Below are 25826 nucleotides of genomic sequence, written 5' to 3'. Positions count from 1 at the left end.
TCACTCCAGCGGGCACCGGAACAGCTTCAGCGACCGCGCCATCAGCAGCGTCTTCTCGCCGGGGGCATGCGACTCGGCGGCCTCGTCGTCGCTGGTGTCCACGACCACCTCCCACTGCCGGCAGCCGTGCAGGTCGGGCAGCGTGAACTCCAGGTCCTCGTGCGAGGACGACAGCATCAGCAGCAGGTGGTCGTCGTGCAGCGGGCGCCCCTGGCGGTCGGTCTCGCGCAGGCCGTTGCCGGCCAGGAACATCGCGAGCGACTGCGTGTGCGGGTTCTGCCAGTCCTCGTCGGTCATCTGTTCGCCGTCATGGCGGAACCACATCACGTCGTGCACGTCGCTGCCGCGGATCGGCCGGCCGGAGAAGAACTTCTGCCGGTGCAGCGCCGGGTGGCCCTTGCGGATGCGGATCAGCCGCCGCGTGAACTCGAGCAGCCGGTCGTCGACGGCGGACCAGTCGAACCAGCTGATCTCGTTGTCCTGGCAGTAGGCGTTGTTGTTCCCGTGCTGGGTGCGGCCGAACTCGTCGCCGGCCAGCAGCATGGGCGTGCCCTGCGACAGCAGCAGCGTGGCGAGCAGGTTGCGCTGCTGGCGTGCCCGCAGCCGGTTGACCTCTTCGTCGTCCGTCGGGCCTTCCGCGCCGCAGTTCCAGGACCTGTTGTCGTTGTGGCCGTCCTGGTTGTTCTCCTGGTTGGCCTCGTTGTGCTTGTCGTTGTAGCTCACGGTGTCGCGCAGCGTGAAGCCGTCGTGCGCGGTGATGAAGTTGATGCTGGCCGACGGCTTGCGGCCGTCGCCCTGGTACAGGTCGCTCGAGCCGGTCAGGCGGTAGCCGAGGTCGCTCGCCAGGCCGCCCTCACCCTTCCAGAACGCGCGGATCGAGTCGCGGTAGATGCCGTTCCATTCGGCCCACCGCACCGGGAAGTTGCCGACCTGGTAGCCGCCCTCGCCGACGTCCCAGGGCTCGGCGATCAGCTTCACGTGCGAGAGCACCGGGTCCTGGTGGATGATGGTGAAGAAGCCCGAGAGCTGGTCGACCTCGTGCAGGCCGCGCGCCAGCGTGCTGGCCAGGTCGAAGCGGAAGCCGTCGACGTGCATCGCCAGCACCCAGTAGCGCAGCGAATCCATGATCAGCTGCAGCGTCTGCGGGTGCCGCACGTTCAGCGTGTTGCCGGTGCCCGTGTAGTCGAAGTAGAAGCGCGGGTTGTCCGGCACCAGCCGGTAGTAGGTCGGGTTGTCGATGCCCTTGAAGCTGAGCGTCGGGCCCATGTGGTTGCCCTCGGACGTGTGGTTGTAGACCACGTCCAGGATCACCTCCAGGCCGGCGGCATGCATCGCCTTGACCATCTCCTTGAACTCGGCGATCGCACCGACGGCATCGCCCTTGCGGTAGGCCGCGCTGTAGCGGAGTTCCGGCGAGAAGAAGTTCAGCGTGGAGTAGCCCCAGTAGTTGGTGAGGCCCTTGTCCAGGAGGAAGGGATCGTCCAGGTGCGCGTGCACCGGCATCAGCTCCACGGAGGTCACGCCCAGCTTGCGCAGGTACTGGATCATCGCCGGGTGCGCCAGGCCGGCGTAGGTGCCGCGCAGTTCTTCCGGCACGTCGGGGTGCAGCATCGTCATGCCCTTGACGTGGGCCTCGTAGATGACCGTCTCGTGCAGCGGCGTGTTGGGCCAGCGGTCGCGGCCCCAGTCGAAGGCGTTGTCGATCACCACGCCCAGCGGCACGCCGCGCTGGTCCTGCTGGAGCATGGCGTGGTCCTCGTTCTCGTGGCCCAGCTCGTACGCGAAGACGCCGCGGTCGAAGTGCTCGGTGCTGTCCAGGGCGCGCGCGTAGGGGTCGAGCAGGACCACGTTCGGGTTGAAGCGCAGGCCGCGGTCGGGGTCGTAGGGCCCGTGCACGCGGTAGCCGTAGCGCTGCCCCGGCTGCAGGCCCGGCAGGTAGCCGTGCCACACGAAGGCCGTCTGCTCGCGCAGCGGCACGCGGGTCTCGCGCCCGTCGGCGTCGAACAGGCAGACTTCGACGCGGGTCGCGTTCTCGGAGTAGATGGCGAAGTTCACGCCTTCGCCGTCCCAGGTGGCGCCCAGCGGATACGGTTCGCCCGGGTGCACCAGGAATTCGGCGACACCCTGCAGGGCCGGGGTTCCGCGCATCACGCGCGCTCCAGGAACAGCGGGCCGGTCAGCCGGGCGCCTTCGCCGATGCCGCGCTGCGCGAACCAGCCCTGGTTGACCTCGAGCACGAAGCGCACCGGGTGCTCGGACGACTCCCCTTCCAGGTCGTGCGGCTCCAGGTCGGAGATCTTCAGGATGGTGCCGTCCTCGTCGAGGAAGGCGATCGACAGCGGCAGCGGGGTGTCCTTCATCCAGAACTTCAGCACGGCGCATTCGTCGCACATGAAGAGCATGCCTTCGTCCTCGGGCATCTCGCGCCGGAACATGAGGCCCTGCGCGCGCTCTTCGTCGCTGCGGGCCACGTAGACCTGGATCTGGTGCTCACCGGCGGTGAGGAAGACGCGTGGGAGGTTCATCCGGCTATGGTCGCGTGCCGCGGTGCTCCGGTTCGTAGGACGGCACCCACGGCTGGGGCAGAGCAGCCCGGCCGTGCGATGTAGGATCGCCCGTGCCCTCCCGCCCCGAGCCCTCCGCCGCCGCTGCCACGGGGTCCACCCGCTCCTCCGTCCTCGTGCTGGCGCTGGCCGCTTTCTTCAGCGGCGCCGCCCTGCGCATCTGTGACGGCCTGCTGCCCCGCCTGGCCGCCGACTTCGGCATCACGGCAGGCACGGCGGGCCAGGTGGTGCTCACGTTCGCGATCGCCTATGGCGTCTCCCAGCTGGTGTTCGGACCCCTGGGCGACCGCTACGGCAAGGCGCTGGTGGTCTGCTGCGCCCTGTTCGGCTGCGCCGGCGCGGCCCTCGCCTGCGCATTCGCCGGCGGCTTCGACATGCTCCTGCGCCTGCGCGTGCTCTGGGGCATCGCCGCGGGCGGCGTCATCCCGCTGGCGATCGCGTGGATCGGCGACGCGGTCCCCTACGAGGAGCGGCAGGCCACCCTGGCCCGCCTGCTCCTGGGCACGCTGTCCGGCATGAGCGCCGGGCAGCTGGGTGGCGGACTGTTCGCCGACTCCCCGCTGGGTTGGCGCGGTGCCTTCGGCGCGCTGTGCGCCGGCTACGTCGTGATCGCCGTGATGCTGCTCGCGCGGCTGCGCAGCATGCCGTCCGCGCCACCTGCGCAAGGCGGCCGGCTGGCCTTCTTCCCGCAGCTGGCGGCCGTCGCTGCCATTCCCTGGGCGCGGCTGGTCGTCGGCGCCGCGCTGCTCGAGGGCGTGTTCCTGATCGGCGCGCTGGCCTTCCTGCCTTCCTACCTGCACCAGCGCTTCGGCATCCCGCTCTCCGCCGCGGGTGCGCTGGTCGCCCTCTACGCCGTCGGTGGCCTGCTCTACGCGATGGCGGCGAAGCCCATCGTGCGGCGGCTGGGCGAGCGCCGGATGGTGCTGCACGGCGGATGGATCGTCGGCGCCGGCTTCGCCGCCTGGGCGGTGGCACCGGCCGCGTGGTGGGCGGGCCCGATCGCGCTGGTGGTGGGCTTCGGGACCTACATGTTCCACAACACGCTGCAGACGCATGCGACGCAAATGGCGCCGGCCATGCGCGGCAGCGGCATGGCGCTGTTCGCGTTCTGCCTGTTCCTCGGGCAGGCGATCGGCGTGTGGATGGCGGGCGCCAGCTTCGATCGCTTCGGGGCCCTGCCCTTGCTGCTGCTGCCCGCCGTGGCCTTGCCGCTGACCGGATGGGGTTTCAGCGCGGCGTTGCGGCGGCGCGCCGGGGCCGCCGCCGCCTAGTGCTTCAGCGCGCCCCGGTCGAGGATCAACTGGTCCAGGGTGGCCAGCAACGCTTCCGGGTCGACCGGCGCCACCATGTAGGCATCGGCGCCGGTTTCCATGCCGTGGACCTGGTCCTCCTGCGTCACGTACATCGCAGAGACGTAGACGACCGGCAGCGACGCCGTCCCGGCACGCCGCCGCAGCAGGCGGCAGACCTCGAACCCCAGGAGGTCGGGCAGGTGCACGTCGAGCACCACCGCCGAAACGTAGTCCACCAGTTCCAGCGCCTCCGCGCCCGCCGCGGCTTCGAGGGTGTTGAAGCCCGCTGCCCGCAGCGAACGGGAGGTGGCGTAGCGGGTGGACTCGTTGTCGTCCACCACGAGGATGCTGTGCTCGGCGCGGACGAGGGCGTGCAGGAAAGGAGCAGGCATGGCAACGCCAGTTTAGTCGCAACGGTCCCGCTGCTCCAGCGCCGCCCGCCCACGGGGGCCCGCCAGCCCATTGAAGGCGAAGTCCTACTTGCACGAAGGGGCATCTTGACCAGAATGGACCGCATCCCCGATGCAAAAGGAGCCCCGATGAAAGTCGACATCTACCGCCGCCCGGAGCCGCAGAACAAGTTCACCTACCTCATCGTCCCGGCGGGACAGCCGATCCCGGAGGAAGCGGTGAACTCGGACTGGCAGGCACGGCAGCAGGGCGTGAACGTGGACGAATCGCAGGAGCACCTGCACCCCTACGAGATCGACAACCCGCGCGCCCAGATCGACGAGAAGGGCTACGCCATCACCAGCGTGTACCACCAGGTGGAGGGGCAGGCCAACGCGCCCTGAGGGGCGCGGCCGTCAGGGCGCCGGCTCGGTCCAGCCGCCGCCCAGCGCGCGGTACAACTGCACCTGGTTCTGCAACCGGGCGAGCCGCACCTGCACCAGCCCCTGCTGCGCGGAAAAGAGCGAGCGCTGCGCATCGAGCAGGTCCAGGTAGCTCGCGATGCCGTTGTCGTAGCGCAGCCGCGCCAGGCGGAAGCGCACCGCTTCCGCTTCCACCACCGTGGCCTGCGCCCGCACCTGCTCGTCCAGCGTGCCGCGGCCGGCCAGCGCATCCGCCACGTCGCGGAAGGCCTGCTGGATGGCGCGCTCGTACTGCGCCAGCGCGATGTCGCGCGCGGCCTGTGCGGATGCGAGTCCCGCGCGGTTGCGACCCGCGTCGAAGATCGGCTGCAGCAGCGAGGGTGCCACGGTGTAGCCCCAGGAGCCGCTGCTGAACAGGCCGGACAGGTCGCTGCTCGCCGTACCGATGCCGGCCGTGAGCGAGATCCGCGGGAAGAACGCCGCCCGCGCGGCGCCGATGTTCGCGTTGGCGGCGACCAGTTGCTGTTCGGCCTGGCGCACGTCCGGCCGGCGCGTCAGCACCTCCGAAGGCAGGCCCGCCGGCACGTCCGGCAGCCGGATGCCCGCGGTGCGCACGTCGACCTGGTAGTTCGGGCCCACCGGTTCGCCGAGCAGCAGCCCCAGGGCGTTCAGGTCCACGGCACGCTGGCGCTGCAACTGCGCCAGCGTGGCACGCGCCGTCTCGGACAGCGACTGCGCCAGCCGGAAGTCGATCTCCGAGGAAGCGCCGTTCTCGAAACGCAGGCGCGTCAGCCGCAGCGACTCCTCGCGCGTGGCGAGCGCCTCCCGCGTGATCTCCAGCAGCTCCTCGTCCGCCGCGAGGTTCAGCCAGGCGTTGGCGACGCTCGCGACCAGCGCGACCTGCGCCGCCTTGCGGCCTTCCTCCGTCGCGAGGTACTGCGCCAGGGCCGCCTCGCCCAGGCTCGCGATGCGGCCGAAGAAGTCGATCTCCCAGGCGCTGATGCCCAGGTTCGCCTGTAGCGTGGTCGCCTGGTCGCCCTGCGTGTTCGGTGCCCGCGTGGCGCTGAGCGTGCCGCCCACGGTGGGGAAGCGGTCGGCATTGCGGATGTCGTATTGCGCGCGCGCCTGTGCGATGTTCAGCACCGCGATGCGCAGGTCGCGGTTGTTGCGCAGCGCCGTCGCGATCAGTGCGCGCAGCCGTGCGTCGCCGAAGAACTGGTCCCATGCCAGCTCGGAAGCCGGCACGCCGCCGGTCGCGGAGGGATAGGGGAATGTCGCCGGCACGGGCGCCTGCGGGCGCTCGTACTTCGGCATCATCGAGCAGCCCGCCGCCAGCAGTGCGGCGGCCAGCGGGGCAAGGATCTTCATGCGGGGTCTCATACCTGGTCTCCGGCCGTGGCGCCGGCGGGCAGTTCGCGGTCCAGTTCGTGGGTGTACAGCTTGCGCTGGCGCTCGTTGCCCTTGAAGTAGCCGCGCACGACCACGAAGAACACGGGCACGAAGAACAGGGCGAGCGCGGTGCCGGTCAGCATGCCGCCCAGCACGCCGGTGCCGATGGCGCGCTGGCTGGCCGAACCCGCGCCGCTCGCGATCGCCAGCGGCAGCACGCCCAGGCCGAACGCCATCGACGTCATCACGATCGGGCGGAACCGCAGGTGCGCCGCCGCCAGCGCCGATTCGATGACACCCTTGCCCTGCGCCTGCAGGTCCTTGGCGAACTCGATGATCAGGATGGCGTTCTTCGCCGACAGGCCGATGATGGTGATCAGGCCCACCTGGAAGTACACGTCGTTCGAATAGCCGCGCAGCAGCGTCGCCAGCAGAACGCCCAGCACGCCCAGCGGCACCACCAGGATCACGGCGAGCGGGATCGACCAGCTCTCGTACAGCGCGGCCAGGCACAGGAACACCGCCAAGATCGCGAAGCCGTAGAGGATCAGTGCCTGGGCGCCGGCGAGCTTCTCCTCGCGCGACTGCCCCGTCCACTCGTAGGCGAAGCCGGCCGGCAGTTGGCCCGCCAGGCGCTCCATCTCCGCCATCGCCGCGCCGGTGCTGTAGCCCGGGGCCGGTGCGCCGGAGATCCGCATCGCCGGATAGCCGTTGTAGCGCACCGTCTGCATGGCGCCGCTCACCCAGCGCGTGGAGGCGAAGGCCGACAGCGGCACCGGCTTGCCCGTGTTGCTGATGGCGTTCAGGCGCAGCAGGTCCTCCGGCTGCATGCGCGCGGGCGCGTCCGCCTGGACCACCACGCGCTGCAAGCGCCCGCGGTTGGGAAAGTCGTTGACGTAGGAAGAGCCCAGTGCCGTCGACAGCGTGCTGTTGATCGCCTCGAACGGCACGCCCAGCGCATTGGCGCGGTCGCGGTCGATGTCCAGCTGCAGCTGCGGCGCGTCCTCCAGGCCGTCCGGCCGCACCTGCGTCACGATCTTGCTTTGGCCGGCCAGGCCGAGCAGCTGGTTGCGCGCGGCGATCAGCGCCTCGCGGCCGTTGCCGCCGCGGTCCTGCAGGCGGAAGGTAAAGCCGGAGGCCGTGCCCAGTTCGGGGATCGGCGGCGGGCTCAGCGGGAAGATGAACGCATCGCGGATGCCCGAGAGCGCGCCGAAGGCGCGGCCCGCCAGCGACTGCGCGGATTGGCTTTCCTCCTCGCGCTCGTCCCACGGCTTGAGCGTGACGAAGGCAAGCGCGGCGTTCTGGCCCTGCCCCGAGAAGGAGAAGCCCAGCACGCTGACCATGCTCTGCACCTCGGGCTGCTTGAGCACCCAGCCTTCGACCTGCTCCATCACGTTGCGCGTGCGCTCCACGGTGGCGCCCGGCGGCAGCTGCACGTTCACCAGCATGTTGCCCTGGTCTTCCTGCGGCAGGAAGGAGGTGGGCAGGCGCGTGTAGACGAGCGCGACGACCGCGGCGATCACGCCGTAGATCACCAGCGCCCGGCCGGTGCGGCGCAGCAGCTTCGACACCATGCCTTCGTAGCCGTGCGCCGTGCGCCGGAAGAAGCGGTTGAAGCCGCCGAAGAAGCCGCGCTTCTCCACGTGGTGGCCGGCTTCCACCGGCTTCAGCAGGGTGGCGCACAGGGCCGGCGTCAGCGACAGCGCCATCAGGGCCGAGAACGCGATGGATGCCACCATCACCGCCGCGAACTGACGGTAGATGTTCCCGGTGGAACCGGCGAAGAAAGCCAGCGGCACGAACACCGAGATCAGCACCACGGTCACGCCGATGATGGCGCCGGAGATCTGCCCCATCGCCTTGCGGGTGGCTTCGCGCGGCGGCAGGCCTTCCTCGCTCATGATGCGCTCGACGTTCTCCACCACCACGATGGCGTCGTCCACCACGATGCCGATCACCAGCACCATGCCGAACATGGTCAGCACGTTGATGGAGAAGCCCAGCGCCAGCAGCGCGCCGAAGGTGCCCAGCAGCGCGACCGGCACGACCAGCGTCGGGATGATCGTGTAGCGCCAGTTCTGCAGGAACAGGAACATCACCAGGAACACCAGCGCCACCGCTTCCAGCAGCGTCTCGACGACCTGGCCGATGGAGATGCGGATGAAGCGCGAGCTGTCGTACGGGATGTCCCATTTCATGCCGCGCGGGAAGTAGGGCGCGAGCTCGCCCATGCGCTTGCGCACCGCGTCGGCCGTCGCCAGCGCATTGCCGGTAGGCGAGAGCTGCACGCCGATGCCGGTGGAGGGCTTGCCGTTCAGTCGTGCGGCGGTGGAGAAGTTCTGCGCGTTGAGCTCCACGCGGGCGACGTCCTTCAGGCGCACCGTGGAGCCGTCCGGGTTGGCGCGCAGCACGACGTCCTGGAACTGCTGCACCGTCCCGAGCTGGCCGTTGACCACCACCGTGGCGGCGATCCCCTGCCCCGCCACGTTGGGCAGTTCACCGATGGAGCCGGAGGAGACCTGCGCGTTCTGCGCGCGGATCGCGGCCGTCACCTCGGACGAGGACATGTTGAAGCCGACCAGCTTCTGCGGGTCGATCCAGACCCGCATCGCCGCCTCGGTGCCGAACAGCTGCGCCTGGCCGACGCCCGGCAGGCGCTGGATCTCGGGCAGCACGTTGCGCGAGGCGTAGTCGCCCAGGTCCACCGGCGTGAAGTTCGGGTCGTCGGAGGAGAGGATCGTGAACAGCAGGAAGTTCGAACGCGACTTCTCCACCCGCACGCCCTGCTGCGTCACGGCCGACGGCAGCCGCGGCGTCGCGCGCGAGAGGCGGTTCTGCACGTCCACCTGCGCCAGGTCGGCGTTGGTCCCGGGCTCGAAGCTGAGCGTGATCTGGCCGCTGCCGTTGGCCTGCGTCACCGACTCCATGTAGATGAGGCCGGGCGAGCCGTTCATTTCCTGCTCGATCACGCTGATCACGCTCTCCTCGAGCGTGCGCGCGGAAGCGCCGGGATAGACGGCGGAGATCACGATGGCGGGCGGCGCCACCGGGGGGTACTGCGCGATCGGCAGCTGCGTGATCGACACCGCGCCGAGCACGATGATGAACAGCGCGATCACCCACGCGAAGATGGGGCGGTCGATGAAGAACTTGGCCATGCGGTCCTCAGCTCTTCGCGGGCTGCGAGGCGGCGCTCGCCGGCGCCGACGCCGGCTGGGCGGGGGCCGCGGCGGCCGGCGCCGCAGGCGATCCCGCGGCCGCGGCGGTGGCCGTCCACGGCACGGGCTTGACCGGCGCGCCCGGGCGCAGCTTCTGGAAGCCGTCCACCATCACCTGCTCGCCGGGCTGCAGTCCGCCGAGCACGACCCACTTGCCGTCCTGCGAGCCGCCCACCTTGATGGTGCGCGGCGCGACCTGGCCATTGGCGCCGACCACCATCACGCTGTCGCCCTGGGGCGAGCGCGTCACGGCCTGCTGCGGCAGCAGCATCGCGTTGCTGGCCTTGGCCTGCTCCAGCCGCACCCGCACGTACATGCCCGGCAGCAGCATCGCGCGCGGGTTCGGCACCTCGGCGCGCAGGCTGACCTGGCCCGTGGCCTGGTCCACGCTCAGGTCGGCGAACAGCAGCTTGCCGACCTGCGGGTGCTCGGTGCCGTCTTCCAGCACGATGCGCACTTCAGCGCCATCGGCGCCGGCGCGCTTGAGGCGCCCTTGCTCCAGCGCGCGGCGCAGGTTCATGACCTCGCTGACCGGCTGCGTGAAGTTCACGTAGAGCGGGTTGATCTGCTGGATCACGGCCAGCGGCGTGGCCTCGCCCTGCCCCACCAGCGCGCCTTCGGTGACCAGCGCACGCCCGACGCGTCCGGAAATCGGCGCCGTGACCGAGGCATAGCCCAGGTTGATCTCGGACGTGCGCAGCGCCGCCCGTGCGGCGGCGACGTCCGCCTCGGCCTGCTTCTCCGCGGCGATCGCATTCGCGTATTCCTGCTTGCTGATGGCGTTGGCTTCCACCAGCGGCCGGTAGCGGTTGGCCAGCGCGGACGCCTGCGCGAAGTTGGCCTGGGCCTTGGCCAGGGCGGCCTGCGCGCTCTGCGTCGCGGCGGAGAGCGAGGACGCGTCGATGCGGTACAGCGCCTGGCCGGCCCGCACGTCGCTGCCTTCGCGGAACAGGCGCTGCTGGACGATGCCGGCGGCGCGCGCGCGCACCTCGGCCACGCGCGAAGGCTCCAGCCGGCCGGGCAGTTCCGTCACGATCCCGACTTCTCCGGTCGCTACCGTGACGACGCCGACTTCGGGCGGCGGCGGCGCGGCGCCCTGCGGTGCGGCCTGCCCGCCGCCCTTGCCGCAGGCGGCCAGCAGCAGGGTGGCAAGGAGGACAACGGAAACGTGCGGCACGCGAGCAGCCATGGATTCGCCTGGAAGTGAGGAGGACGGCCGGGCCTGGGACGACGACCCGAATGACAAGCCGGCGAGTATACATTCAAGTTTGAATGTATATTCGGAGCCATGGTCCGCCGCTCCAAGGAAGATGCCCTCGCCACCCGCAACAGCCTGCTGGATGCGGCCGAGCGCGTGTTCCTCGCGCAGGGCGTGGCGGGCACGTCGCTCAACGACATCGCGGTGGCGGCCGGCACCACCCGCGGCGCGATCTACTGGCACTTCCAGGACAAGGCGGACCTGTTCAACGCGATGATGGACCGGGTCGTGATGCCCCTGCAGATCGCCATGGAATCGGTCGACGGCGGTGGTGACGCCGACCCGCTGCCGCACCTGAAAGAGGCATTGCGCCAGGCCATGCACCAAACCGTGGCGGACCCGCAGACGCGGCGGGTCTTCGAGGTGGCCACGCACAAGGTGGAATACGTCGACAGCCTTTGCGCGATCCGCGAGCGCCACGTGCAGATGCGCAACGGCGCGACGGGCCATTTCCGCAAGGCGTTGCTGCGCAGTGCCGCGGTGCGGGGCGTGCGCCTGCCGGTGCCCGCCACCGTGGCGGCGCAAGGACTGCATGCGCTGGTCGACGGACTGATCCAGGACTGGCTGCTGGACCCCGGCGCCTTCGACCTCGAAGCCACCGGCCCGAAGGCGGTGGAGACCTACCTGCGCGGGCTCGGGCTGTCCTGAGGGTCAGGACTTGCCGGCCTTCGCCGGCTTGCCGTCCTCGCCCTTGCCGAAGATGCCGCCGGTGCTGTCGACCTTCTCGACGCGCGCCTGCCGCTCGGCCGCCTCGCGCGCCGCCTTGGCGCGGTCCTCGCACCGGTCCTCCGCGCGTCCCTTCAGGGCTTCGCACTTCACCATCTCTACCTCGTAGTTCGCCTCGGCCACCGCGAACTTCGCTTCCTGCACCGCTTCGGGGCTGGGCTTGTAGCGGGCCTCCAGCTTCGCCTTCTCCGCCTTGTCCCGACCCTCGGCCTGCGCCTCGCACAGTTCCTTCGCATGCCCCTTCGCCCGCTTGCAGGCGCGGTCGTCCGCCTTGCGCTGCGCCTCGATGCGCTTGAGCGCCGTCTCGTACGCCGCCTTGCCCATGCCTGCCTTCACCTCGGCGACCGCCGCGCCTGCGCCGGACAGGCCCAGCAGCGCCGCCATCCCGATGAGCTTCCACTTCATGCCGAACTTCCTTTCAGCCGGCAAGCCTAGGTGCGGATGGGCTGCCGGCGTGTCGGAGCGCGGCTCTTCCTGCGTCGGCGGTCCTGCCACGCGCGGCATCGGGAAGGTGTAGGCTGGCGCGCATGAGCGGCCACGACCACCCCCACCCGCACCCCCACCCGCATGGCGACGCCGGACGCTGGAAGCACGACGGCGTGCGCGTGATCCCCGGCGACCGCCTGGACCCCAACACGGCCCAGACGCCGGGCATGGACCGCAAGGCGGCGATCAACTTCGCGCGCGTGGGCGCGCAGAAGCTGTGGGCCGGCACGGTGACCATCCATGCCGACGCCAAGACCGGCGCGCACCACCACGGCCACCTGGAGAGCGTGATCTACGTGGTGCGCGGGCGGGCGCGCATGCGCTGGGGCGAGCAGCTGGAGTTCACCGCCGAGGCCGGCCCCGGTGACTTCATCTACGTGCCGCCCTACGTGCCGCACCAGGAGATCAACGCCAGCCGCACCGAAGCGCTCGAATGCGTCCTGTGCCGCAGCGACGGCGAGGCGGTGGCGATCAACCTCGACATCGAGCCGGTGGAAAAGCCCGAGCAGGTCCTCTGGATCGACCCCACCCATCCCGGCGGCGGCGTGTAGGCCTGGGCATGGCGACCCGCTGCTGCATCGCCGGGGGCGGACCCGCCGGCCTGGTCCTCGGTTACCTGCTGGCGCGCAGCGGCGTGCCGGTGGTGGTGCTGGAGAAGCACGACGACTTCCTGCGCGATTTCCGTGGCGACACCATCCACCCGTCGACGCTGCAGGTGCTGGAGGACGTCGGGCTGCTCGATCGCTTCCTGCGGCTGCCGCACCAGGAGATCGGCGAACTGACGGCCGACGTCTTCGGCGAAGTGGTCGTGATGGCGGACTTCCGCCACCTGCCCGCGCCGCGGCCTTTCCTCGTGCTGGTGCCGCAGTGGGACTTCCTCGACTTCATCGCCGACGAGGCCCGCAAGTTCCCGCATTTCGAGCTGCGCATGGGCGCCAGGGTCACGCGCGTGCTGGAAGAAGACGGGCGGGTGGCGGGCGTCGAGGTGTCGCAGCGCGGCGATACGCAGGAGATCCGCGCCGGCCTGGTGGTGGCCGCCGACGGCCGCCACACGACCGTGCGCACCAGCGCCGGCCTGCCGACGACGGACTACGGCGCGCCCATCGACGTCCTCTGGTTCCACCTGCCGCGCACGCCGGAGGATCCGTCCCGCACCGGCGGCACGATGCGGCCCGGTTCCATGCTGGTCACGCTGAACCGCGACACCTATTGGCAGTGCGCCTACGTCATCCCGAAAGGATCGCTGGAGGCGCTGCGCGCCCGCGGGCTGCCGGCGTTCCGCCGCAGCGTGGCGGAGATCTCCGGCTTCCTCGGCGACGTGGTGGACCGCATCGCGAGCTGGGACGACGTCAAGCTGCTGAGCGTGCAGGTCAGCCGCATGCCGCGCTGGTGGCGCGACGGCTTGCTTTGCATCGGCGACGCCGCGCATGCGATGTCGCCGATCGGCGGGGTCGGCATCAACCTGGCGATCCAGGATGCGGTGGCGGCGGCCAACCTGCTGGCCGCGCCGCTGCGGGAGGGGCGTCTGCTCCCCGCGCACCTCGAAGCGGTGCAACGCCGGCGGGAGTGGCCCACGCGCGTGACCCAGCGCATGCAGATCGCGCTGCAGGATGCCCTGCTCTCGCCGCTGCTCGCCCGCACGGACGTGCCCGCCGGCGTGCCGCTGCCCGTCCGCCTGCTGCAGCGGCTCCCCCTGCTGCGCCGGCTTCCGGCGCGGGCGATCGGCATGGGCGTGCGGCCGGAAAGGGTGCGGCTGCCGCCCGCGGGCTGAACGCAACACCGGCGTTTGCCCGCCTTACCCTTTGGCGCCGGCTGCAGTACAACGGGTGCACCGGACCGGCTCCACGCACGAGGGACACGCCATGAACCAAGCCGAACGCGAGCGCCGCCACCAGGCCAACCTCGAGAGGATCGCCCGGGTGCAGGTCGTCACGGGGCGGGCCGACAAGTCCCGCATCGACCACGAGGGCACCCTGTTCGAAAGGGCCCGGCTGATGGAGGAGGAACTCCGGTCGCACCGCGCCACGGAGCTCGGCCTCGCCGCCTTCGACCGGCTGCTGCGCACCGCGGAGGAACGCAGCTCCCCGCAGGCGCGCGACATCGTCGCCTTCGTCGGCGCGGTGTGGAACAACCGTCCGCTGCCCCTGCTCACGCTGCGCGGCTCCGACAGCGATGCGGGCGACGACATGCTGGCGGTGCTCGACGCCTTCCGCTACGCGCGGTTGAACCTGGTCGAGAACGTGCGCGGCGGCCCGCGCCGGGTCGGCCGCCTGCTGCAGCAATGGAAGCTGGCGAGCGCCTGAACCGGCCGCACGGGGCCATACTCGCCGCTGGCCCATCGCTTCGTCTCCCGCTTGCCGCCGCCCGCCCTGCTCCTTGCCGCCCTGCGTGACGCGCCGCGCCGTTACCGCATGCCGCCGCTGCCGGCGGACCTGCGAACGGCGGCAGCCGCCGATCCCGAAACCGCGCTGGCCTTCGCGATCGAGGCAGCGCGCACCGGCGGCGCCCCCGGCGCGCAGGATCTCTTCACCACGTCACTCGCCGCCCTGGTCGCGGAAGCACTCGCACCCGGGGCTGGCGATGCCGCTTTCCAGGCGCTCGTCCTGCGTGCGCAGGACGCCGACGTCGACGAGCACGTCCGGCTTTCGGCGCAGCACGTGGCGGACCGCCGGTCGGTCCGCACGGCGCTGGACACCGTCGCGCACCCCGGCAAGCTGCGCTTGCTGCCGCAGGGGCGGCTGCGCGACGAACTGGCGGCGTTGCACGCCCTCGCCGCGGGGGGCGGCTGGACGGACCTGCATGCCAGGGGCGCCGCCCTGCTGGGACAGGACGACCTGTCCGTGCCGTTGCGGGCCGTCCTCGACGACCTGATCGGGGGTGCCGCCCTGCGCCGGCTCGCGCGGGCCGAAACGCTGCGCACCCGGGCCGCAGTCCGCCAGTACCAGGCGCTGTGCGAACGCCGCGGTCCCGCGGCCGGCAGCGAGGCCGCCGCCGCGCAGGGCCGTGCCGCCGCGCGCACCGGCGACGCCGCCGAGCAGGACACGCTGCGCACCTTGCGCGCGGTCGCGCGATGTCTGCAGGAACGGGATGCAGCCGGGGGCACCTTCCGCGCAGCCGCAGGCCTGCGCACCCCGCGCGGCTTTCCCGGTGAAGCGGGCAAGGCCAAGGACGAATGGGACGTCGCCATCCTGCGCGAGGGCTCCCCGGGGGCAGGGGCCGACATCGTGCTGCTGGCCGAGGTGAAGGCCGCGCCGGCAGCGGCGACCTCCGACCTGGCGCGGCTGCTGCGCGGGCTGCAGCGGCTGGCGCAGGCGGACGCCGCGGGCAGCTATGCCTTTCCTGCCGCGGACGGCGAGTTGCGCATCGCCGGTGGCACGCTGCGCGAGCTGCAGCCGCACGGGCTCGCGCTGCCGCCGCACGTCATCTACTGTTCCGCGGCGCCGCCCGAAGGGCAGGTGCAGATGCTGAGCGCCGCGAGCAAGGCGGTGCTGCTGTCGGAACCCGCCAGCCTCGCGTTCGCGCACGCCCTCACGCGTGGCGAGACGCCTGGACCGGCCTTGCTGCTGCCGGTGTGGGAGGCGCTCCCACAAGCCCCGCAGCTCCGGTCCGCCCTGCACCAGTACGACACCGCCCGTGCCGCGCGCGAAGCGATGCTGCATCCGCAGGACCTGCTGCTGGCCGTGGAAGCCGCGGCCGCGGCCCTCCTCCAGGAATCCTCAACGGCTTGTGGATGAGCTGGGTGACACCCGGTCCGTGACGTCCGTCACGGCGGACGGTAAGCGCTGCACGCCGGCCTCGGCCGCCGACCAGCCGGGTGGCGGCACGTCCTCGCCCTGCAGGCGCTGCCAGAGCCAGCCCAGCGCCGCGCGGACGTCGCCGCGGGAACCCTGGTTGCGCGGCACCAGCGGCACCCAGCGGGCGCCGTCGGCGCGGGCCACGACGAAGGCGAAGGCGTAGTGCGGCTCCTGCCCCATGCGCAGGTCCGTCACCCAGGCGTGGTTGCGGCGTACGTGCACCGTGTAGAAGCCGTGGGTGAAGCGCGCCAGCCGCTGCACGGGCTCCAGCCGGGCGAGGCCGGCACGCTCGGGAACCGTGCCCTCGAACCGGCGCAGCCGCAGCGGGCGGCCGCCGTCCAGGAGCGAATAAAAACCTTCGTCGTAGCTGCCGTCCGGATGCATCGCCACCACGCGCCACAGCACGGTGTTGAAGGGGGTCGGCGTCACCAGCAGCGGGACGTCGCGCGCACCCGTCGCCGCGAGCGCCTGCTGCGCCACGCCGCGGACATGCCACTGTGCGCCCACGCTCCAGGCCAGGTAGGCGGTGGAAAGCAGCAGTCCCGCATGGTTCCAGCGCAGGCCGCGCGCGTCGCGCCGCGCCAGGACCACGGCGAGGCCCGCGAGCAGCGGCAGGGTGTAGAGCGGATCGATGATGAACACGCTGCCGACCCCGAAGGGATGGTCCGTGAAGGGCAGCAGCAGCTGGGTGCCGTACACGGTCATCGCGTCGAGCAGCGGATGCGTGACGAGCGCCAGCCAGATCGCCAGCCACCAGCGCGCGAAGTGCTCGCGCTGGCGGTGCAGCGCGGCCGGCGCGGCGGCGAGCACCGGCGATGCGAGCGTCAGCCAGAACAGCGCATGGCTGAAGCCGCGGTGCATCGTCATGTTGCGCAGCGCGTCGCCGTGGTCGATGAAGACGTCCAGGTCCGGCAGCGTCCCGGCGATGCCGCCCCAGAGGACGGCCTTCCATGCCGCCGTGCGGCGGCCCATCACCGCCACGCCGACGGCCGCGCCCAGTGCGATCTGCGAGAGGGAGTCCACGGGATGCCGGGTCAGCGCACGGGGATGTCGAAGTGCAGCACGTCCTCGCGCGTGCCGAGCTTGGTGTACAGCGCGATGGCGGGCGGATCCACATGGTCGGCCTGCACGAAGATCACCCAGGCTCCGCGTGCCTCGCCGAGGCGGCCGAGCTCGCCGATGAGCCGCGTGGCGATGCCGCGGCGCCGGTGCGTGGCCGCCACGGCCAGGTCGTAGATGTAGATCTCGCTGCGCTCCTGCTCGAACTTGCGCAGCTCGTACGCCGCGAGCCCGCCGACGACGGCATCGCCGTCCAGGGCCACCAGCGCGATGAAGGTCTCGCTGGCCAGCAGGCTGCGCAGGTACTCCGGCCGGGGCCGCCGCGCCGAATACGTCGCGGCGTCGTCGAAGGCCTCGCCGAACAGGGCGAGCAGGCCGTCCATCCACGGCAGGTCGTTCGCGGTGAGCTGGCGGATGCCGGATGCGGTGTCGTCGTTCATGCGCGAGATTCTCGCAGCGGCGGGCGCGCCCCGCGCGCGTAGGACGCCGGCGCCGATACACCGCTTTGCAACTCTCTACACGCCCTTCGCCTGCGCGAAGCACGGTGCCGCGAGCATGGGGTCTCCCTTTCGACGGAACCCGACATGCACACCAAGACCCTTCTTTGCACCCTCGCCATCGCTTCCCTGGGCTTCAGCTCGGCCTCGTTCGCGCAACCCTCGCGGCAGGACGCGCGGCAGGACGCACGCGAGGCGCGGCAGGACATCCGCGAAGCGCAACGCGACCTCCGCCGCGCCGATGACCGGCGCGATGCCCGCGAGGCGCGGCAGGACCTGCGCGAAGGCCGCCGCGACCTGCGCGAAGCCCGCGAGGACCGGCGCGAGGCGCGCCGCTACGACAACGCCCGCGGGGCGGAGTTCCGCCGCGGCGGCCGGCTGCCGGCCGAACTGCGCGACCGCCACTACGTGGTGAACGACTGGCGCGGCCACCGCCTTTCCGCGCCCCCGCGCGGCTACCACTGGGTGCAGGTCGGCCCCGACTACGTGCTGGCCGCCGTGGCCACCGGCCTCATCGCGAACCTGATCCTCAGCCAGTAAGCAGAATGGCGGGCCGCGCGGCCCGCCATCAGCGCAGCCCTTCCCACCACTTCCGGTTCTCGCGCGGGCGCCCGAGCGTCAGCACCTCGCCGATCTCCGGCGTCGCCAGCGCGATGCCGCGTTGCTGCGCGAGCGCGGCGACGCGTTCCAGCGGGTCGCGCCAGCCGTGGAAGGCCAGGTCGAAGGTGCTGTTGTGCACCAGGTAGAGGGTGCGCGCGCCGAGGTCCTGGAACGCCTGCACCGTCTCCTCCGGCGTCATGTGCACCGTGGGCCAGTAGGTGTCGTACGCGCCGTTCTCCATCAGCGCGATGTCGATCGTGCCGAGCCGCTGGCCGATCTCGCGGAAGCCGGGGAAGTAGCCGGTGTCGCCGCTGTAGAAGATGCGCTCGCGCCCGCTCAGGAGCGACCACGAGGCCCAGAGCGTCTTGTTCCGGTCCCACAGGGTGCGGCCGGAGAAGTGCTGCGCCGGCGCGGCCGTCACCACGACCTCGCCCCACTTGCGCTGCTCCCACCAGTCCATCTCCTCGATGCGGTCGGCCGGCACGCCCCATTCCTGCAGCCGGCGGCCGACGCCGAGCGGCACGAAGTAGCGCTGCACGCGGCCCTTGAGCGCCTCGATCGTGGGCACGTCGAGGTGGTCGTAATGGTCGTGCGACAGCACCATGCCCTCGATCGGCGGCAGGTCGGCCAGTGCCACGGGCGGCGCGTGGAAGCGCTTCGGTCCCGCCCAGGACAACGGCGAGGCGCGCTCGCCGAACACGGGGTCGACCAGCCACCACTTGCCGCGCAGCTTCAGCAGGTGCGACGAGTGGCCGAGCCGGATGATGTGGTTCGCGTCGCGGTCGAGGGCTTCGAGCGCCGCGGCATCGAGGTGGCGCACCGGCACCGCGTCGACCGGTACCGTGCCCTGCTTGGCCTCCAGCAGCACGCGCGACCAGATGGCCCAGGTGGAACGGTGCGGCTTGGCGTCGGGGTTGGGCGGGTTGCGGAAGGTGCAGTCCTGCGCCACGAACTGCGGCGACTTCGCGAAGCGCGGATCGCAGGTTTCGGCGCCGGCCCCCTGCGCCGCGCACGCGGCCAGCAGCGGCAGCACCCAGCCGCGGGCAAGGCGAATCATGGAGGCCCCTCGTTCTTCTGGAGCTCAGAGCATAGCGGGCGGCGGTGACAGGCGCTCGAACAGGTGCTCGTAGCGCAGGACCAGCCCGTGCCCGTCGACCTCCAGGTCGGCCTCGAAGCCGGCGGACAGGCCCAGGTCCACGAAGCGCAGGCGGCCGGGCCCCTGCCGCTCGTAGCGCTGGCGCGAGCGGGTGACCTCCAGCGTGTCACCGTCGATGAACGCCGTGTCCAGGGCCAGCGACGCGCCCGCGGCCGCGGGCGCCCGGCGGATCGGGAAGGTGTTGCAGAAGGGGGTGACCGACAGGTCGGGCTCCTCCGCCCCATCCAGGTCGGGCCGCGCGGCGCCGTCCACGCGCCAGCCGTTGCCGCTGCGCTCCAGCCGCAACAGGCGGTGGCCCGCCGTGCCCCACCGCTCCACGACGACGGACTGCGCGCGCCAATGCCGATCGAGTTCCCAGCGGTGATCGAGCCGGAAACCGCCGGATTCCAGGCACAGCACGGTCGACCGTGCGGCCACGCGGTCGGCCCCGATCTCGAGCTCGAGGCGCTCGAGGCCCTCGACATCGGTGCGCCGCCAGAACAGGATCGATGGGTCCATGCGTCCTCCAGGGTGGCATGGTTTGTACAGGACCACGGCGGATTCGGGTGGGTCCTACAACCGGGCCGCGCCGGCGTCTCCATACTGGGACCCCATGCGAGCAGCGGACGAACAGACGGGGGATGCGAAGCAGCCCGACGAGGGCCCGGGCCTGCAGCCCTCCGACCAGCCGGGGCGCCGTTCGGGTGCCGGCGCCGAAAGCGTCGCCGACCAGATGCGCAAGGACCAGCAGCGCAACAGCAACGAGCGCAGGGTGCGCGACGACGACTTGCCGACGCCCGCGCGCGATTCGACGGCCTAGGGGGGCAGCCTCAGGGCGCCGACACGGCGTGGTAGCGCTCGACCTGGCAGGCGTACGACGCCTCGCCGAGCGCGCAGGCCGAAGCCCCGGCCTGCGGCCGCGGCGCCGCGGCGCATCCCGCCAGCGCGAAGAGCAGGAAGAGGATGCCGGTGCGGGTGGCCATGTTCGCTCCTGTCAGTCCTTCCCGAAGAGGTCGCCGGGCGGCCTGCCCGCGGCCGGGACGGCGGCGCCGCTGCGCGGCGTGCCCTTCGGATACTCCTCGGCGATGCGGTCTTCCCAGTAGGTCGCCGGGTTCGGCGCGCTGCACAGCCGCCGGAACACTTCTTCGGGCACCGACTTGTACGCGAGCACCTTGCCGCCCTCCCAGTGCAGGTCCAGCTGCCGCGAGGCCGCGTCGTAGTCGGCCCGCCGGATGCGGCCGCTGGTGAAGGTCCGGGTGGGCATGCCGCGCCAGTTTACGCCCGGTACGCCCGCGCGGCGGCGGTGCTGCGGCGCCGCAGTTCCTGCCGCAGCTCGGGGGGTTCCAGCGCCTCCACCTCCGGGAACAGGCGCAGCAGTTGGCCCGCCGCATGCGGGACCGATTCGATCGGCATCCGCACGTGGCTGCGTCCGCCCGCGCGCGCCGGCGGCGTCGCGCGCGCCACGGCCAGCGCCAGCGCGGCATTGATGCGCCGCAGCTCGACCAGCCCGCGCGGGGTGGCGGCGACGAGCGCTTCACCGGTGTACACGCCCGCCTCGAAGCGGCGCACCGCATCGCGCCAGTAGGCGGCCAGGTCGAAGCCCTTGGGGCGCAGCACCGGCTTGTCCTGCAGCACCGCTTCCTGAATGCTGGAGATGCGCCAGGTGCGCACCTTGCGTTCGCGCGCCGCCACCAGGTACCAGATGCCGGCCTTCAGGACGAGCCCGAGGGGATGCACGGTCCGCCGCCCGGTCTGCGTCCAGCTCTCGTAGGTGATCGCCAGCTGCCGTCCTTCCCACACCGCCGTCGCCGCCAGCGGCAGGTGCGGCACGGGGTCCGGCTCGCGGTACCACTCCACGGGGTCGAGGTGCAGCCGCGAGCTGATGCGCTGCGCGTCGCCGCGCATCGGCGCGGGCAGCGCGGCGAGCAGCTTGAGCTGCGCGCTTTCGACCTTGGTGGCCAGGCCCAGGTCCGCCGCCGGACCCGCGAGTCCCGCCAGGAACACCACCTCGGACTCCGCGGGCGTCAGGCCGGTGAGCGTCGTCTTCCATCCCGGCATCAGCTGGAAGCCGCCGGCCCGCCCGCGCTCGGCGTACACGGGGACGCCGGCCGTCGTGAGTTCGTCGATGTCGCGGTGCAGGGTGCGCACCGACACCTCGAGGGCCCGGGCGAGCGCCGGGGCGCTCATGCGGCCGTGCGTCTCCAGCAGCATCTGGATGGACAGGAGCCGGCTCGCACGCATGGGGACAGTCTAGGCCAAATACATGCCGCAGGTTGGCATGTATGCCGCCGCAGACTGCCTTCCTTCACCTGCAAGGAAGGAAGCCCCCCATGGACCATCTCTGGCTGTTCGCGCTGTTCGTCTTCGGCATCATCGTCATCCCCGGCATGGACATGGCCTTCGTGCTCTCCAGCGCGCTCGTCGGCGGGCGCCGGACGGGCCTCGCCGCGGTTGGCGGGCTGGTCGCCGGCGGCATCGTCCACACCGCCATGGGCGCCCTGGGCGTGGGGTTGCTGCTGCAGCTCTTCCCGGCCGCGTTCAACGCGATCCTGGTGGCCGGCGCGCTCTACGTCGCCTGGATGGGCATCGGCCTCTGGCGTTCGCCCGCGACCATGACCGACGTCGAAACCGGCCGGCCGCGCACCATGCGGTCCGCCTTCACGCGCGCCATGGTCACGTGCCTGCTGAACCCGAAGGCGTACGTGTTCATGGTCGCGGTGTTCCCGCAGTTCATCCGGCCGGGACAGGACACGCTGCTGGCGCAGGTGGTCGCGCTCGGCGCGATCATCGCGGTGACGCAGGTGCTGGTGTACGGCGCCGTGGCCTTCGGCGCCGCGGGGCTGCGGGCCAACCTGCGGGATTCCGTCGGCGCCCAGTCCGTGCTGGGACGCGGGGTGGCCGCGCTCCTGGTGGGCACGGCCGCCTGGGCCCTCTGGACGGGCTGGGCCGCCGCCTGAGCGCTAGACGGCGGTGGCGAGGTGCCTGGCGATGGCCGCGACGTGCGCGTCCTGCAGCGCCTGCGGCTTCACTTCGTCCTCGGCCGCGGTCTCGTCCTCGTGCCCCTGCACCGCGGCGCGCATCTCCTCCACGCTTTCCCACGTGATGATCTGCCCCTTGGGGCAGAGATGGCGCAGCGTGTGGTACCAGTAGTAGCCGTCGGCGCCGCCGAACAGGCGGTCGATGCCGGCGAGGTCGTTGGGCTTGACGCCGTGCTTCTGCAGCACTTCGTCGAGCACCTTGTGGGAGAGGATGAGGCTCATGGGCGAGGGCATTCTACGGCGCGAGCAGGCCCATGGAGGTCCGCGATCCGCAAAGTCCAGCGCCCGACGCGACGCGCCCCTCCCGATCAGCTGGGTGCGAAAGTGCCGGGCACCGCCTCGCAGAAGGTGCGCTCCTCGCGCAGGATGAATTTCTGCCGCTGTGCCAGTGCGAAGTTGTCGCGCCCTTCGGGGTCCGCGCGCAGCCGGGCCCGGTAAGCCTCGTAGTCTGCCAGGCTGTCGAACCCGATCAGCCCCCAGGCGATGTCATTGGTGCCTTCGTGCGGCAGGAAATAGCCCAGCAGGCGGCCGCCGCAGCGCGGGATGATGCGGCCCCACTGGGCTGCATAGGCCGCGAAGGCCTCGCGCTGGAACGGGTCGATCTGGTAGCGGATGAAGCAGGTGACGCGCATGGGGTCCTCCAGGGAAAGGGAAGACCCGATGGTGGGGGGCGCACCGCTGCCGATGCTTCGCTGCGCGACGAAACGTGGCGCCGCCCGCTGGTGCAAACTCGCGGGCATGAACACCAACCAGGTCGCCCGCATCGCCGCGCTGGTCGGCGAGCCGGCGCGGGCCGGCATGCTGCTCGCGTTGATGGACGGCCGCGCCCTCACCGCCAACGAACTCGCGGCCGCCGCGAACGTGGCGGCGCCGACGGCGAGCCGGCACCTCGCGCTGCTGGTCGAGGGCGGGCTGCTGCGGCTCGACCGCCAGGGCCGGCACCGCTACCACCGGCTGGCATCGGCGGAGGTGGCGCGGGTGCTCGAAGGGATCATGCAGCTGTCGGTGGCGCCCGCCGCTCCGCCGGTGAGCACGGGGCCGCGAGACCCCGCCATGCGGCTGGCGCGCACCTGCTACGACCACCTGGCCGGGCGCATCGCCGTCGCGATCGCGGACCGGCTGGTCGAGGACGGCGCCGTCGTGATCGAGGACGAAACGGCGGTCCTCACGGCCAGAGCCGCTTCGCCGTTGCAGGCCCTGGGCCTCGCGCTGCCCTCCACCCTCGCCGCGCCGGCGTCCCGTCCGGCGTGCCGGCCGTGCCTGGACTGGGGTGAACGCCGCATGCACCTGGCCGGGCGCCTCGGCGCCCTGCTCTGCACGCATTGCCTCGACCAGGGCTGGCTGCTGCGCAAGCCGCGCGTGCGCACGCTCGCGTTGACGCCCGCCGGCGCGGCGGCCTTCCGCGACTGGCTGGGGCTGGCCCGCTGGCAGCGCGTGATGGAGCCCTCCGCATGAAGCGCCATGCGGCCTTCCTGCGCGGCGTGAACCCGATGAACTGCCGCATGGCCGACCTGGCGCGGGCCATGGAAGCCGCGGGCTTCACCGGCGTGAAGACGGTGCTCTCCAGCGGCAACGTGGTGTTCGGCGCCACCGGCACGCCGCGCGCCATCGCGCGCAAGGCCGAAGCGGCGATGCAGGAGCACCTGGGGCGCAGCTTCCTCACCATCGTGCGCCCGGTCGCGGCCTTGCAGGCGATGCTGGAGGCCGACCCGTACCGCGCCTTCCGCCTTCCGGCGGGCGCCAAGCGCGTCGTCACCTTCCTGGCTGCCGCACCGGCGGACGCACCGGAGCTGCCCGTGCGGTCGGATGGCGCCAGCATGCTGCGCCTGGAGGGACTGGAGCTGTACAGCGCCTACGTGCCCGGACCGAAGGCGGCCGCCTTCATGGGGGTGATCGAGCGTGCCTTCGGCAAGGACGTGACCACGCGCACCTGGGACACCGTGCGCAAGGTCTGCGCCGCGGGCCAGGCGGACTGAGTCCTAGCCGTCCTCCGGCTGCGGCCACCCGAGCAGCTCGGCCAGGCGGCGCACCACCCACTGCGCCTCGCGCGGTTCGACGGCCGAGCCGTCCACCGACAGCGCCGCCTGCATCTTGCGCAGCACCACGGACTCGGCGTCGCCGGTGCGGAACTGCGCCGCGGCCGCCTGTTCGGTGAGCGCCTGCGCCAGGTCCTCGCAGAGCTCGTAGCGTTCCCGCACGAAGGAGATCGGCTCCGTCAGGCGCAGGCCCGAGGGCGTGGCGAACAGCGCGAGGAACGAGGGCGGCACCTCAATCTGGTTGGGATCGTCCATGCTCATGCCGGGACCAGGCCGATCTCGCGCAAGTAGTCGGCCAGGCCGCGCGCGAACTTCCCGTAGCCCGCGCCATTCGCATGGATCGGGTCCGAGCGCAGCGCGGGATCGCTGAGCACCGCCGCCCAGCCTCCGGCATACAGCGGCAGCTTCATTTCCGCCGCCAGTTCCGCATACATCGCATGGTCCGCGAGCGATCGCGCCAAGGCCGCCATCGCATTCGCCTCCGGCACGGCAACCAGCACCACCTGCGCGCCGGCGGTCACGGCCGCCTCGCAGATGCTGCGGAGGTTGGCGCGCGTCTCCGCCAGGGGCAACCGGCGCAGGAAATCGTTGCCGCCGATGCTCACCAGCACCAGGGCGGGAGCGTGCTCCTGCAGCAGCGCGGGAAGCCGCGCCAGTGCACCGGCCGAGGTGTCGCCGGGGACGCCCGCGTTCACCACCTTCCACCCGGTCAGCCCGGCGAGCACCGACGGATAGCTCGCCTCGGTGCCGGCCCCGGTGCCGAAGGTGATCGAGTCGCCCAGCGCGAGCACCGGCGTGCCCGCCGGCAGCGCCGCCGCCTTCTTCGGCTTGCGCCCGCAGGCCGCCAGCAGGGCCGCCGCGAGCGGCGCGAGCAGGACGGCGCGGCGCCGCGTCACTGCGGTTCGATCTTCGCGTCGCGGATCGCCTTGGCCCACTTGGCCGTCTCGAGCTGCGTGCGGCGCGCCAGCGCTTCCGGCGTGCCCGGCTCGACGACGAAGCCGATGGGCGCGAACTTCTCCTGCAGCTCCTTGCTGTTGGCGGCGGCGTTGATGGCCTGGTTCAGCTTCGCCACGATCTCGGGCGGCGTGCCGGCCGGGGCGAACATCGCGAAGTAGGCGATCAGCTCGTAGTCCTTCAGGCCCAGCGCCTCGTTGACCGTGGGCAGTTCGGGGATGGCCGCGGAGCGCTGCGTCGAAGTGACGGCCAGGCCGCGCACCTTGCCGCCCTTCACCTGCGGCAGCATCACGGCGAAGTCGGCGGTGAACAGCATCACCTGGCCGCCGATCAGGTCGGTCATCGCCGCCGGGCCGCTCTTGTACGGCACGTTGGTCATCTGCACGCCGGCCATGCTGGCGAGCATCTCGGTGGAGACCAGCTGCGAGGTGCTGGCGCTGGCGAAGGTGACGTGGCCAGCCTTGGTCTTGGCCAGGTTCACCAGCTCGCGCAGGTTCTTCGCGGGCACGTCGTTGTTGACGGCCACGATCAGCGGCACCGAGCCCATGTAGCCCAGCGGCGCGAAGGCGGTGTCCTGGTTGTACGGCAGCTGCTTCATCAGGCTCTTCAGCGCCGCGTTGGTGCTGTTGGTGCCGATCAGGATCGTGTAGCCGTCCGGCGCGGCCTTGGCGACCTCCGCGGCCCCGAGCATGCCGTTCACGCCGGGCTTGTTGTCGATGACGATCGGCTGGTTGAGCACCTTGGCCATCTCCGCGGCGAACGCCCGCCCGATCTGGTCGGTGGCGCTGCCGGGCGCGAACGGCACGACCGCGCGGATCGGCTTGCTGGGCCAGGCTTGCGCCGTGGCGGCAGTGGTGAAGAAGGAGGCGGCGGCCAGGACGGCCAAGGACAGGAAGGTGCGGCGCACGTGGGTCTCCAGGGTGTTTGCGGCGGATTGTAGGGCGCGCCCCTGCGCTCCTACACCCGCT

General features: G+C 71.6%; 31 protein-coding genes. 12 read left to right on the top strand and 19 right to left on the bottom strand.

Features of this window, described 5'->3' with window-relative positions; genetic code table 11:
• Together glgX and IM787_RS19020 are read right to left on the bottom strand one after the other, a co-directional pair.
• Complete coding sequence (gene glgX / locus IM787_RS19025) at positions 1 to 2148, bottom strand: glycogen debranching protein GlgX (RefSeq protein ID WP_193678275.1); 2148 nt, start codon at positions 2146 to 2148, stop codon at positions 1 to 3.
• The gene (locus IM787_RS19020) at positions 2148 to 2525 is read right to left on the bottom strand and encodes a DUF192 domain-containing protein (protein WP_193678274.1); all 378 of its coding nucleotides are present in this window, start codon (positions 2523 to 2525) and stop codon (positions 2148 to 2150) included. Before IM787_RS19020 ends, glgX begins: the two co-directional genes overlap by 1 nt.
• A 92-nt stretch (positions 2526 to 2617) precedes the next feature.
• Between IM787_RS19020 and IM787_RS19015 the strand changes: the two genes are divergently transcribed.
• Positions 2618 to 3835, top strand: coding sequence for an MFS transporter (locus IM787_RS19015; protein ID WP_354004450.1), 1218 nt, complete (start codon positions 2618 to 2620; stop codon positions 3833 to 3835).
• Here the strand turns inward: IM787_RS19015 and IM787_RS19010 are convergent.
• Positions 3832 to 4248: a response regulator transcription factor gene (locus IM787_RS19010; protein ID WP_193678273.1), complete on the bottom strand. Its 417-nt coding sequence runs from the start codon at positions 4246 to 4248 to the stop codon at positions 3832 to 3834. The genes IM787_RS19015 and IM787_RS19010 overlap by 4 nt on opposite strands.
• Positions 4249 to 4395: 147 nt before the next feature.
• Here IM787_RS19010 and IM787_RS19005 point away from each other — a divergent pair, with 147 nt between their 5' ends.
• The gene (locus tag IM787_RS19005; RefSeq protein WP_193678272.1) at positions 4396 to 4650 is read left to right on the top strand and encodes a DUF6139 family protein; all 255 of its coding nucleotides are present in this window, start codon (positions 4396 to 4398) and stop codon (positions 4648 to 4650) included.
• Positions 4651 to 4662: 12 nt separating this feature from the next.
• Here IM787_RS19005 and IM787_RS19000 read toward each other — a convergent pair whose 3' ends face one another.
• Genes IM787_RS19000 through IM787_RS18990 form a run of 3 tightly spaced genes read right to left on the bottom strand, consistent with a single transcriptional unit; the run spans position 4663 to position 10464 of the window.
• The gene (locus IM787_RS19000) at positions 4663 to 6036 is read right to left on the bottom strand and encodes an efflux transporter outer membrane subunit (protein ID WP_227494476.1); all 1374 of its coding nucleotides are present in this window, start codon (positions 6034 to 6036) and stop codon (positions 4663 to 4665) included.
• 8 nt (positions 6037 to 6044) lie between these two features.
• Positions 6045 to 9215: an efflux RND transporter permease subunit gene (locus tag IM787_RS18995; protein ID WP_193678270.1), complete on the bottom strand. Its 3171-nt coding sequence runs from the start codon at positions 9213 to 9215 to the stop codon at positions 6045 to 6047.
• Positions 9216 to 9222: 7 nt separating this feature from the next.
• A complete protein-coding gene (locus IM787_RS18990) occupies positions 9223 to 10464 on the bottom strand; it encodes an efflux RND transporter periplasmic adaptor subunit (protein WP_193678269.1) in 1242 nt (413 codons plus the stop codon).
• 99 nt (positions 10465 to 10563) lie between these two features.
• Between IM787_RS18990 and IM787_RS18985 the strand changes: the two genes are divergently transcribed.
• Complete coding sequence (locus tag IM787_RS18985) at positions 10564 to 11181, top strand: TetR family transcriptional regulator (protein WP_193678268.1); 618 nt, start codon at positions 10564 to 10566, stop codon at positions 11179 to 11181.
• A 3-nt stretch (positions 11182 to 11184) separates the two neighbouring features.
• On the opposite strand, the gene IM787_RS18980 is transcribed toward IM787_RS18985, so the two are convergent.
• Positions 11185 to 11664: a hypothetical protein gene (locus IM787_RS18980; protein WP_193678267.1), complete on the bottom strand. Its 480-nt coding sequence runs from the start codon at positions 11662 to 11664 to the stop codon at positions 11185 to 11187.
• 122 nt (positions 11665 to 11786) lie between these two features.
• On the opposite strand from IM787_RS18980, the gene IM787_RS18975 reads away from it, so the two are divergent.
• The 4 genes from IM787_RS18975 (at position 11787) to IM787_RS18960 (ending at position 15479) form a co-directional block, all read left to right on the top strand.
• Positions 11787 to 12296: a cupin domain-containing protein gene (locus IM787_RS18975; protein ID WP_193678266.1), complete on the top strand. Its 510-nt coding sequence runs from the start codon at positions 11787 to 11789 to the stop codon at positions 12294 to 12296.
• 8 nt (positions 12297 to 12304) lie between these two features.
• On the top strand, positions 12305 to 13516 hold the full coding sequence (locus IM787_RS18970; protein WP_193678265.1) for an FAD-dependent oxidoreductase: 1212 nt from the start codon (positions 12305 to 12307) through the stop codon (positions 13514 to 13516).
• Between the two features lie 91 nt (positions 13517 to 13607).
• Entirely contained in the window at positions 13608 to 14048 is a 441-nt protein-coding gene (locus IM787_RS18965) for a DUF7673 family protein (RefSeq protein ID WP_193678264.1), read from the top strand.
• Positions 14049 to 14099: 51 nt separating this feature from the next.
• On the top strand, positions 14100 to 15479 hold the full coding sequence (locus IM787_RS18960) for a hypothetical protein (RefSeq protein WP_227494475.1): 1380 nt from the start codon (positions 14100 to 14102) through the stop codon (positions 15477 to 15479).
• On the opposite strand, the gene IM787_RS18955 is transcribed toward IM787_RS18960, so the two are convergent.
• Both IM787_RS18955 and IM787_RS18950 read right to left on the bottom strand, forming a co-directional pair.
• Positions 15462 to 16562: a metal-dependent hydrolase gene (locus tag IM787_RS18955; RefSeq protein ID WP_193678263.1), complete on the bottom strand. Its 1101-nt coding sequence runs from the start codon at positions 16560 to 16562 to the stop codon at positions 15462 to 15464. The two genes, IM787_RS18960 and IM787_RS18955, sit on opposite strands and share 18 nt — an antisense overlap.
• 11 nt (positions 16563 to 16573) lie before the next feature.
• Entirely contained in the window at positions 16574 to 17038 is a 465-nt protein-coding gene (locus tag IM787_RS18950) for an AAC(3)-I family aminoglycoside N-acetyltransferase (protein WP_193678262.1), read from the bottom strand.
• A 144-nt stretch (positions 17039 to 17182) separates the two neighbouring features.
• On the opposite strand from IM787_RS18950, the gene IM787_RS18945 reads away from it, so the two are divergent.
• Positions 17183 to 17635: an RcnB family protein gene (locus tag IM787_RS18945; RefSeq protein WP_193678261.1), complete on the top strand. Its 453-nt coding sequence runs from the start codon at positions 17183 to 17185 to the stop codon at positions 17633 to 17635.
• A 28-nt stretch (positions 17636 to 17663) separates the two neighbouring features.
• On the opposite strand, the gene IM787_RS18940 is transcribed toward IM787_RS18945, so the two are convergent.
• On the bottom strand, positions 17664 to 18752 hold the full coding sequence (locus IM787_RS18940; RefSeq protein ID WP_193678260.1) for an MBL fold metallo-hydrolase: 1089 nt from the start codon (positions 18750 to 18752) through the stop codon (positions 17664 to 17666).
• Positions 18753 to 18776: 24 nt separating this feature from the next.
• Positions 18777 to 19349 carry a putative glycolipid-binding domain-containing protein gene (locus IM787_RS18935; protein ID WP_193678259.1) on the bottom strand — a complete coding sequence of 191 codons (573 nt, stop codon included), beginning with the start codon at positions 19347 to 19349 and terminating at the stop codon, positions 18777 to 18779.
• 94 nt (positions 19350 to 19443) lie between these two features.
• On the opposite strand from IM787_RS18935, the gene IM787_RS18930 reads away from it, so the two are divergent.
• Positions 19444 to 19650, top strand: coding sequence for a hypothetical protein (locus tag IM787_RS18930; protein WP_193678258.1), 207 nt, complete (start codon positions 19444 to 19446; stop codon positions 19648 to 19650).
• 10 nt (positions 19651 to 19660) lie between these two features.
• On the opposite strand, the gene IM787_RS18925 is transcribed toward IM787_RS18930, so the two are convergent.
• From IM787_RS18925 to IM787_RS18915, 3 genes are read right to left on the bottom strand one after another with little or no spacing between them, the layout of a single operon-like run.
• Complete coding sequence (locus tag IM787_RS18925) at positions 19661 to 19813, bottom strand: hypothetical protein (protein ID WP_193678257.1); 153 nt, start codon at positions 19811 to 19813, stop codon at positions 19661 to 19663.
• Between the two features lie 11 nt (positions 19814 to 19824).
• Complete coding sequence (locus tag IM787_RS18920) at positions 19825 to 20094, bottom strand: KTSC domain-containing protein (protein ID WP_193678256.1); 270 nt, start codon at positions 20092 to 20094, stop codon at positions 19825 to 19827.
• An 11-nt stretch (positions 20095 to 20105) separates the two neighbouring features.
• Entirely contained in the window at positions 20106 to 21071 is a 966-nt protein-coding gene (locus tag IM787_RS18915) for a helix-turn-helix transcriptional regulator (protein ID WP_193678255.1), read from the bottom strand.
• An 89-nt stretch (positions 21072 to 21160) separates the two neighbouring features.
• On the opposite strand from IM787_RS18915, the gene IM787_RS18910 reads away from it, so the two are divergent.
• Positions 21161 to 21787, top strand: coding sequence for a LysE family translocator (locus tag IM787_RS18910; protein ID WP_193678254.1), 627 nt, complete (start codon positions 21161 to 21163; stop codon positions 21785 to 21787).
• Between the two features lie 3 nt (positions 21788 to 21790).
• Here IM787_RS18910 and IM787_RS18905 read toward each other — a convergent pair whose 3' ends face one another.
• The gene (locus IM787_RS18905) at positions 21791 to 22090 is read right to left on the bottom strand and encodes a hypothetical protein (RefSeq protein WP_193678253.1); all 300 of its coding nucleotides are present in this window, start codon (positions 22088 to 22090) and stop codon (positions 21791 to 21793) included.
• A gap of 86 nt (positions 22091 to 22176) precedes the next feature.
• Positions 22177 to 22500, bottom strand: coding sequence for an NIPSNAP family protein (locus tag IM787_RS18900; RefSeq protein ID WP_193678252.1), 324 nt, complete (start codon positions 22498 to 22500; stop codon positions 22177 to 22179).
• 106 nt (positions 22501 to 22606) lie between these two features.
• Here IM787_RS18900 and IM787_RS18895 point away from each other — a divergent pair, with 106 nt between their 5' ends.
• The gene (locus IM787_RS18895) at positions 22607 to 23323 is read left to right on the top strand and encodes an ArsR/SmtB family transcription factor (RefSeq protein ID WP_193678251.1); all 717 of its coding nucleotides are present in this window, start codon (positions 22607 to 22609) and stop codon (positions 23321 to 23323) included.
• On the top strand, positions 23320 to 23844 hold the full coding sequence (locus IM787_RS18890; RefSeq protein WP_193678250.1) for a DUF1697 domain-containing protein: 525 nt from the start codon (positions 23320 to 23322) through the stop codon (positions 23842 to 23844). Before IM787_RS18895 ends, IM787_RS18890 begins: the two co-directional genes overlap by 4 nt.
• 3 nt (positions 23845 to 23847) lie before the next feature.
• On the opposite strand, the gene IM787_RS18885 is transcribed toward IM787_RS18890, so the two are convergent.
• From IM787_RS18885 to IM787_RS18875, 3 genes are read right to left on the bottom strand one after another with little or no spacing between them, the layout of a single operon-like run.
• Positions 23848 to 24159, bottom strand: a complete 312-nt coding sequence (locus IM787_RS18885) for an ATPase with chaperone activity (RefSeq protein WP_193678249.1) — start codon at positions 24157 to 24159, stop codon at positions 23848 to 23850.
• A gap of 2 nt (positions 24160 to 24161) precedes the next feature.
• A complete protein-coding gene (locus IM787_RS18880; protein ID WP_193678248.1) occupies positions 24162 to 24800 on the bottom strand; it encodes a GDSL-type esterase/lipase family protein in 639 nt (212 codons plus the stop codon).
• On the bottom strand, positions 24797 to 25765 hold the full coding sequence (locus IM787_RS18875) for a Bug family tripartite tricarboxylate transporter substrate binding protein (RefSeq protein ID WP_193678247.1): 969 nt from the start codon (positions 25763 to 25765) through the stop codon (positions 24797 to 24799). Before IM787_RS18875 ends, IM787_RS18880 begins: the two co-directional genes overlap by 4 nt.
• Positions 25766 to 25826 lie beyond the last annotated feature (61 nt).

Origin of the sequence: Ramlibacter pallidus (assembly GCF_015070875.1) — a bacterium.
In the GTDB taxonomy this organism is placed as follows: domain Bacteria; phylum Pseudomonadota; class Gammaproteobacteria; order Burkholderiales; family Burkholderiaceae_C; genus Ramlibacter; species Ramlibacter pallidus.
This window is presented reverse-complemented; position numbering and strand designations above follow the sequence as displayed.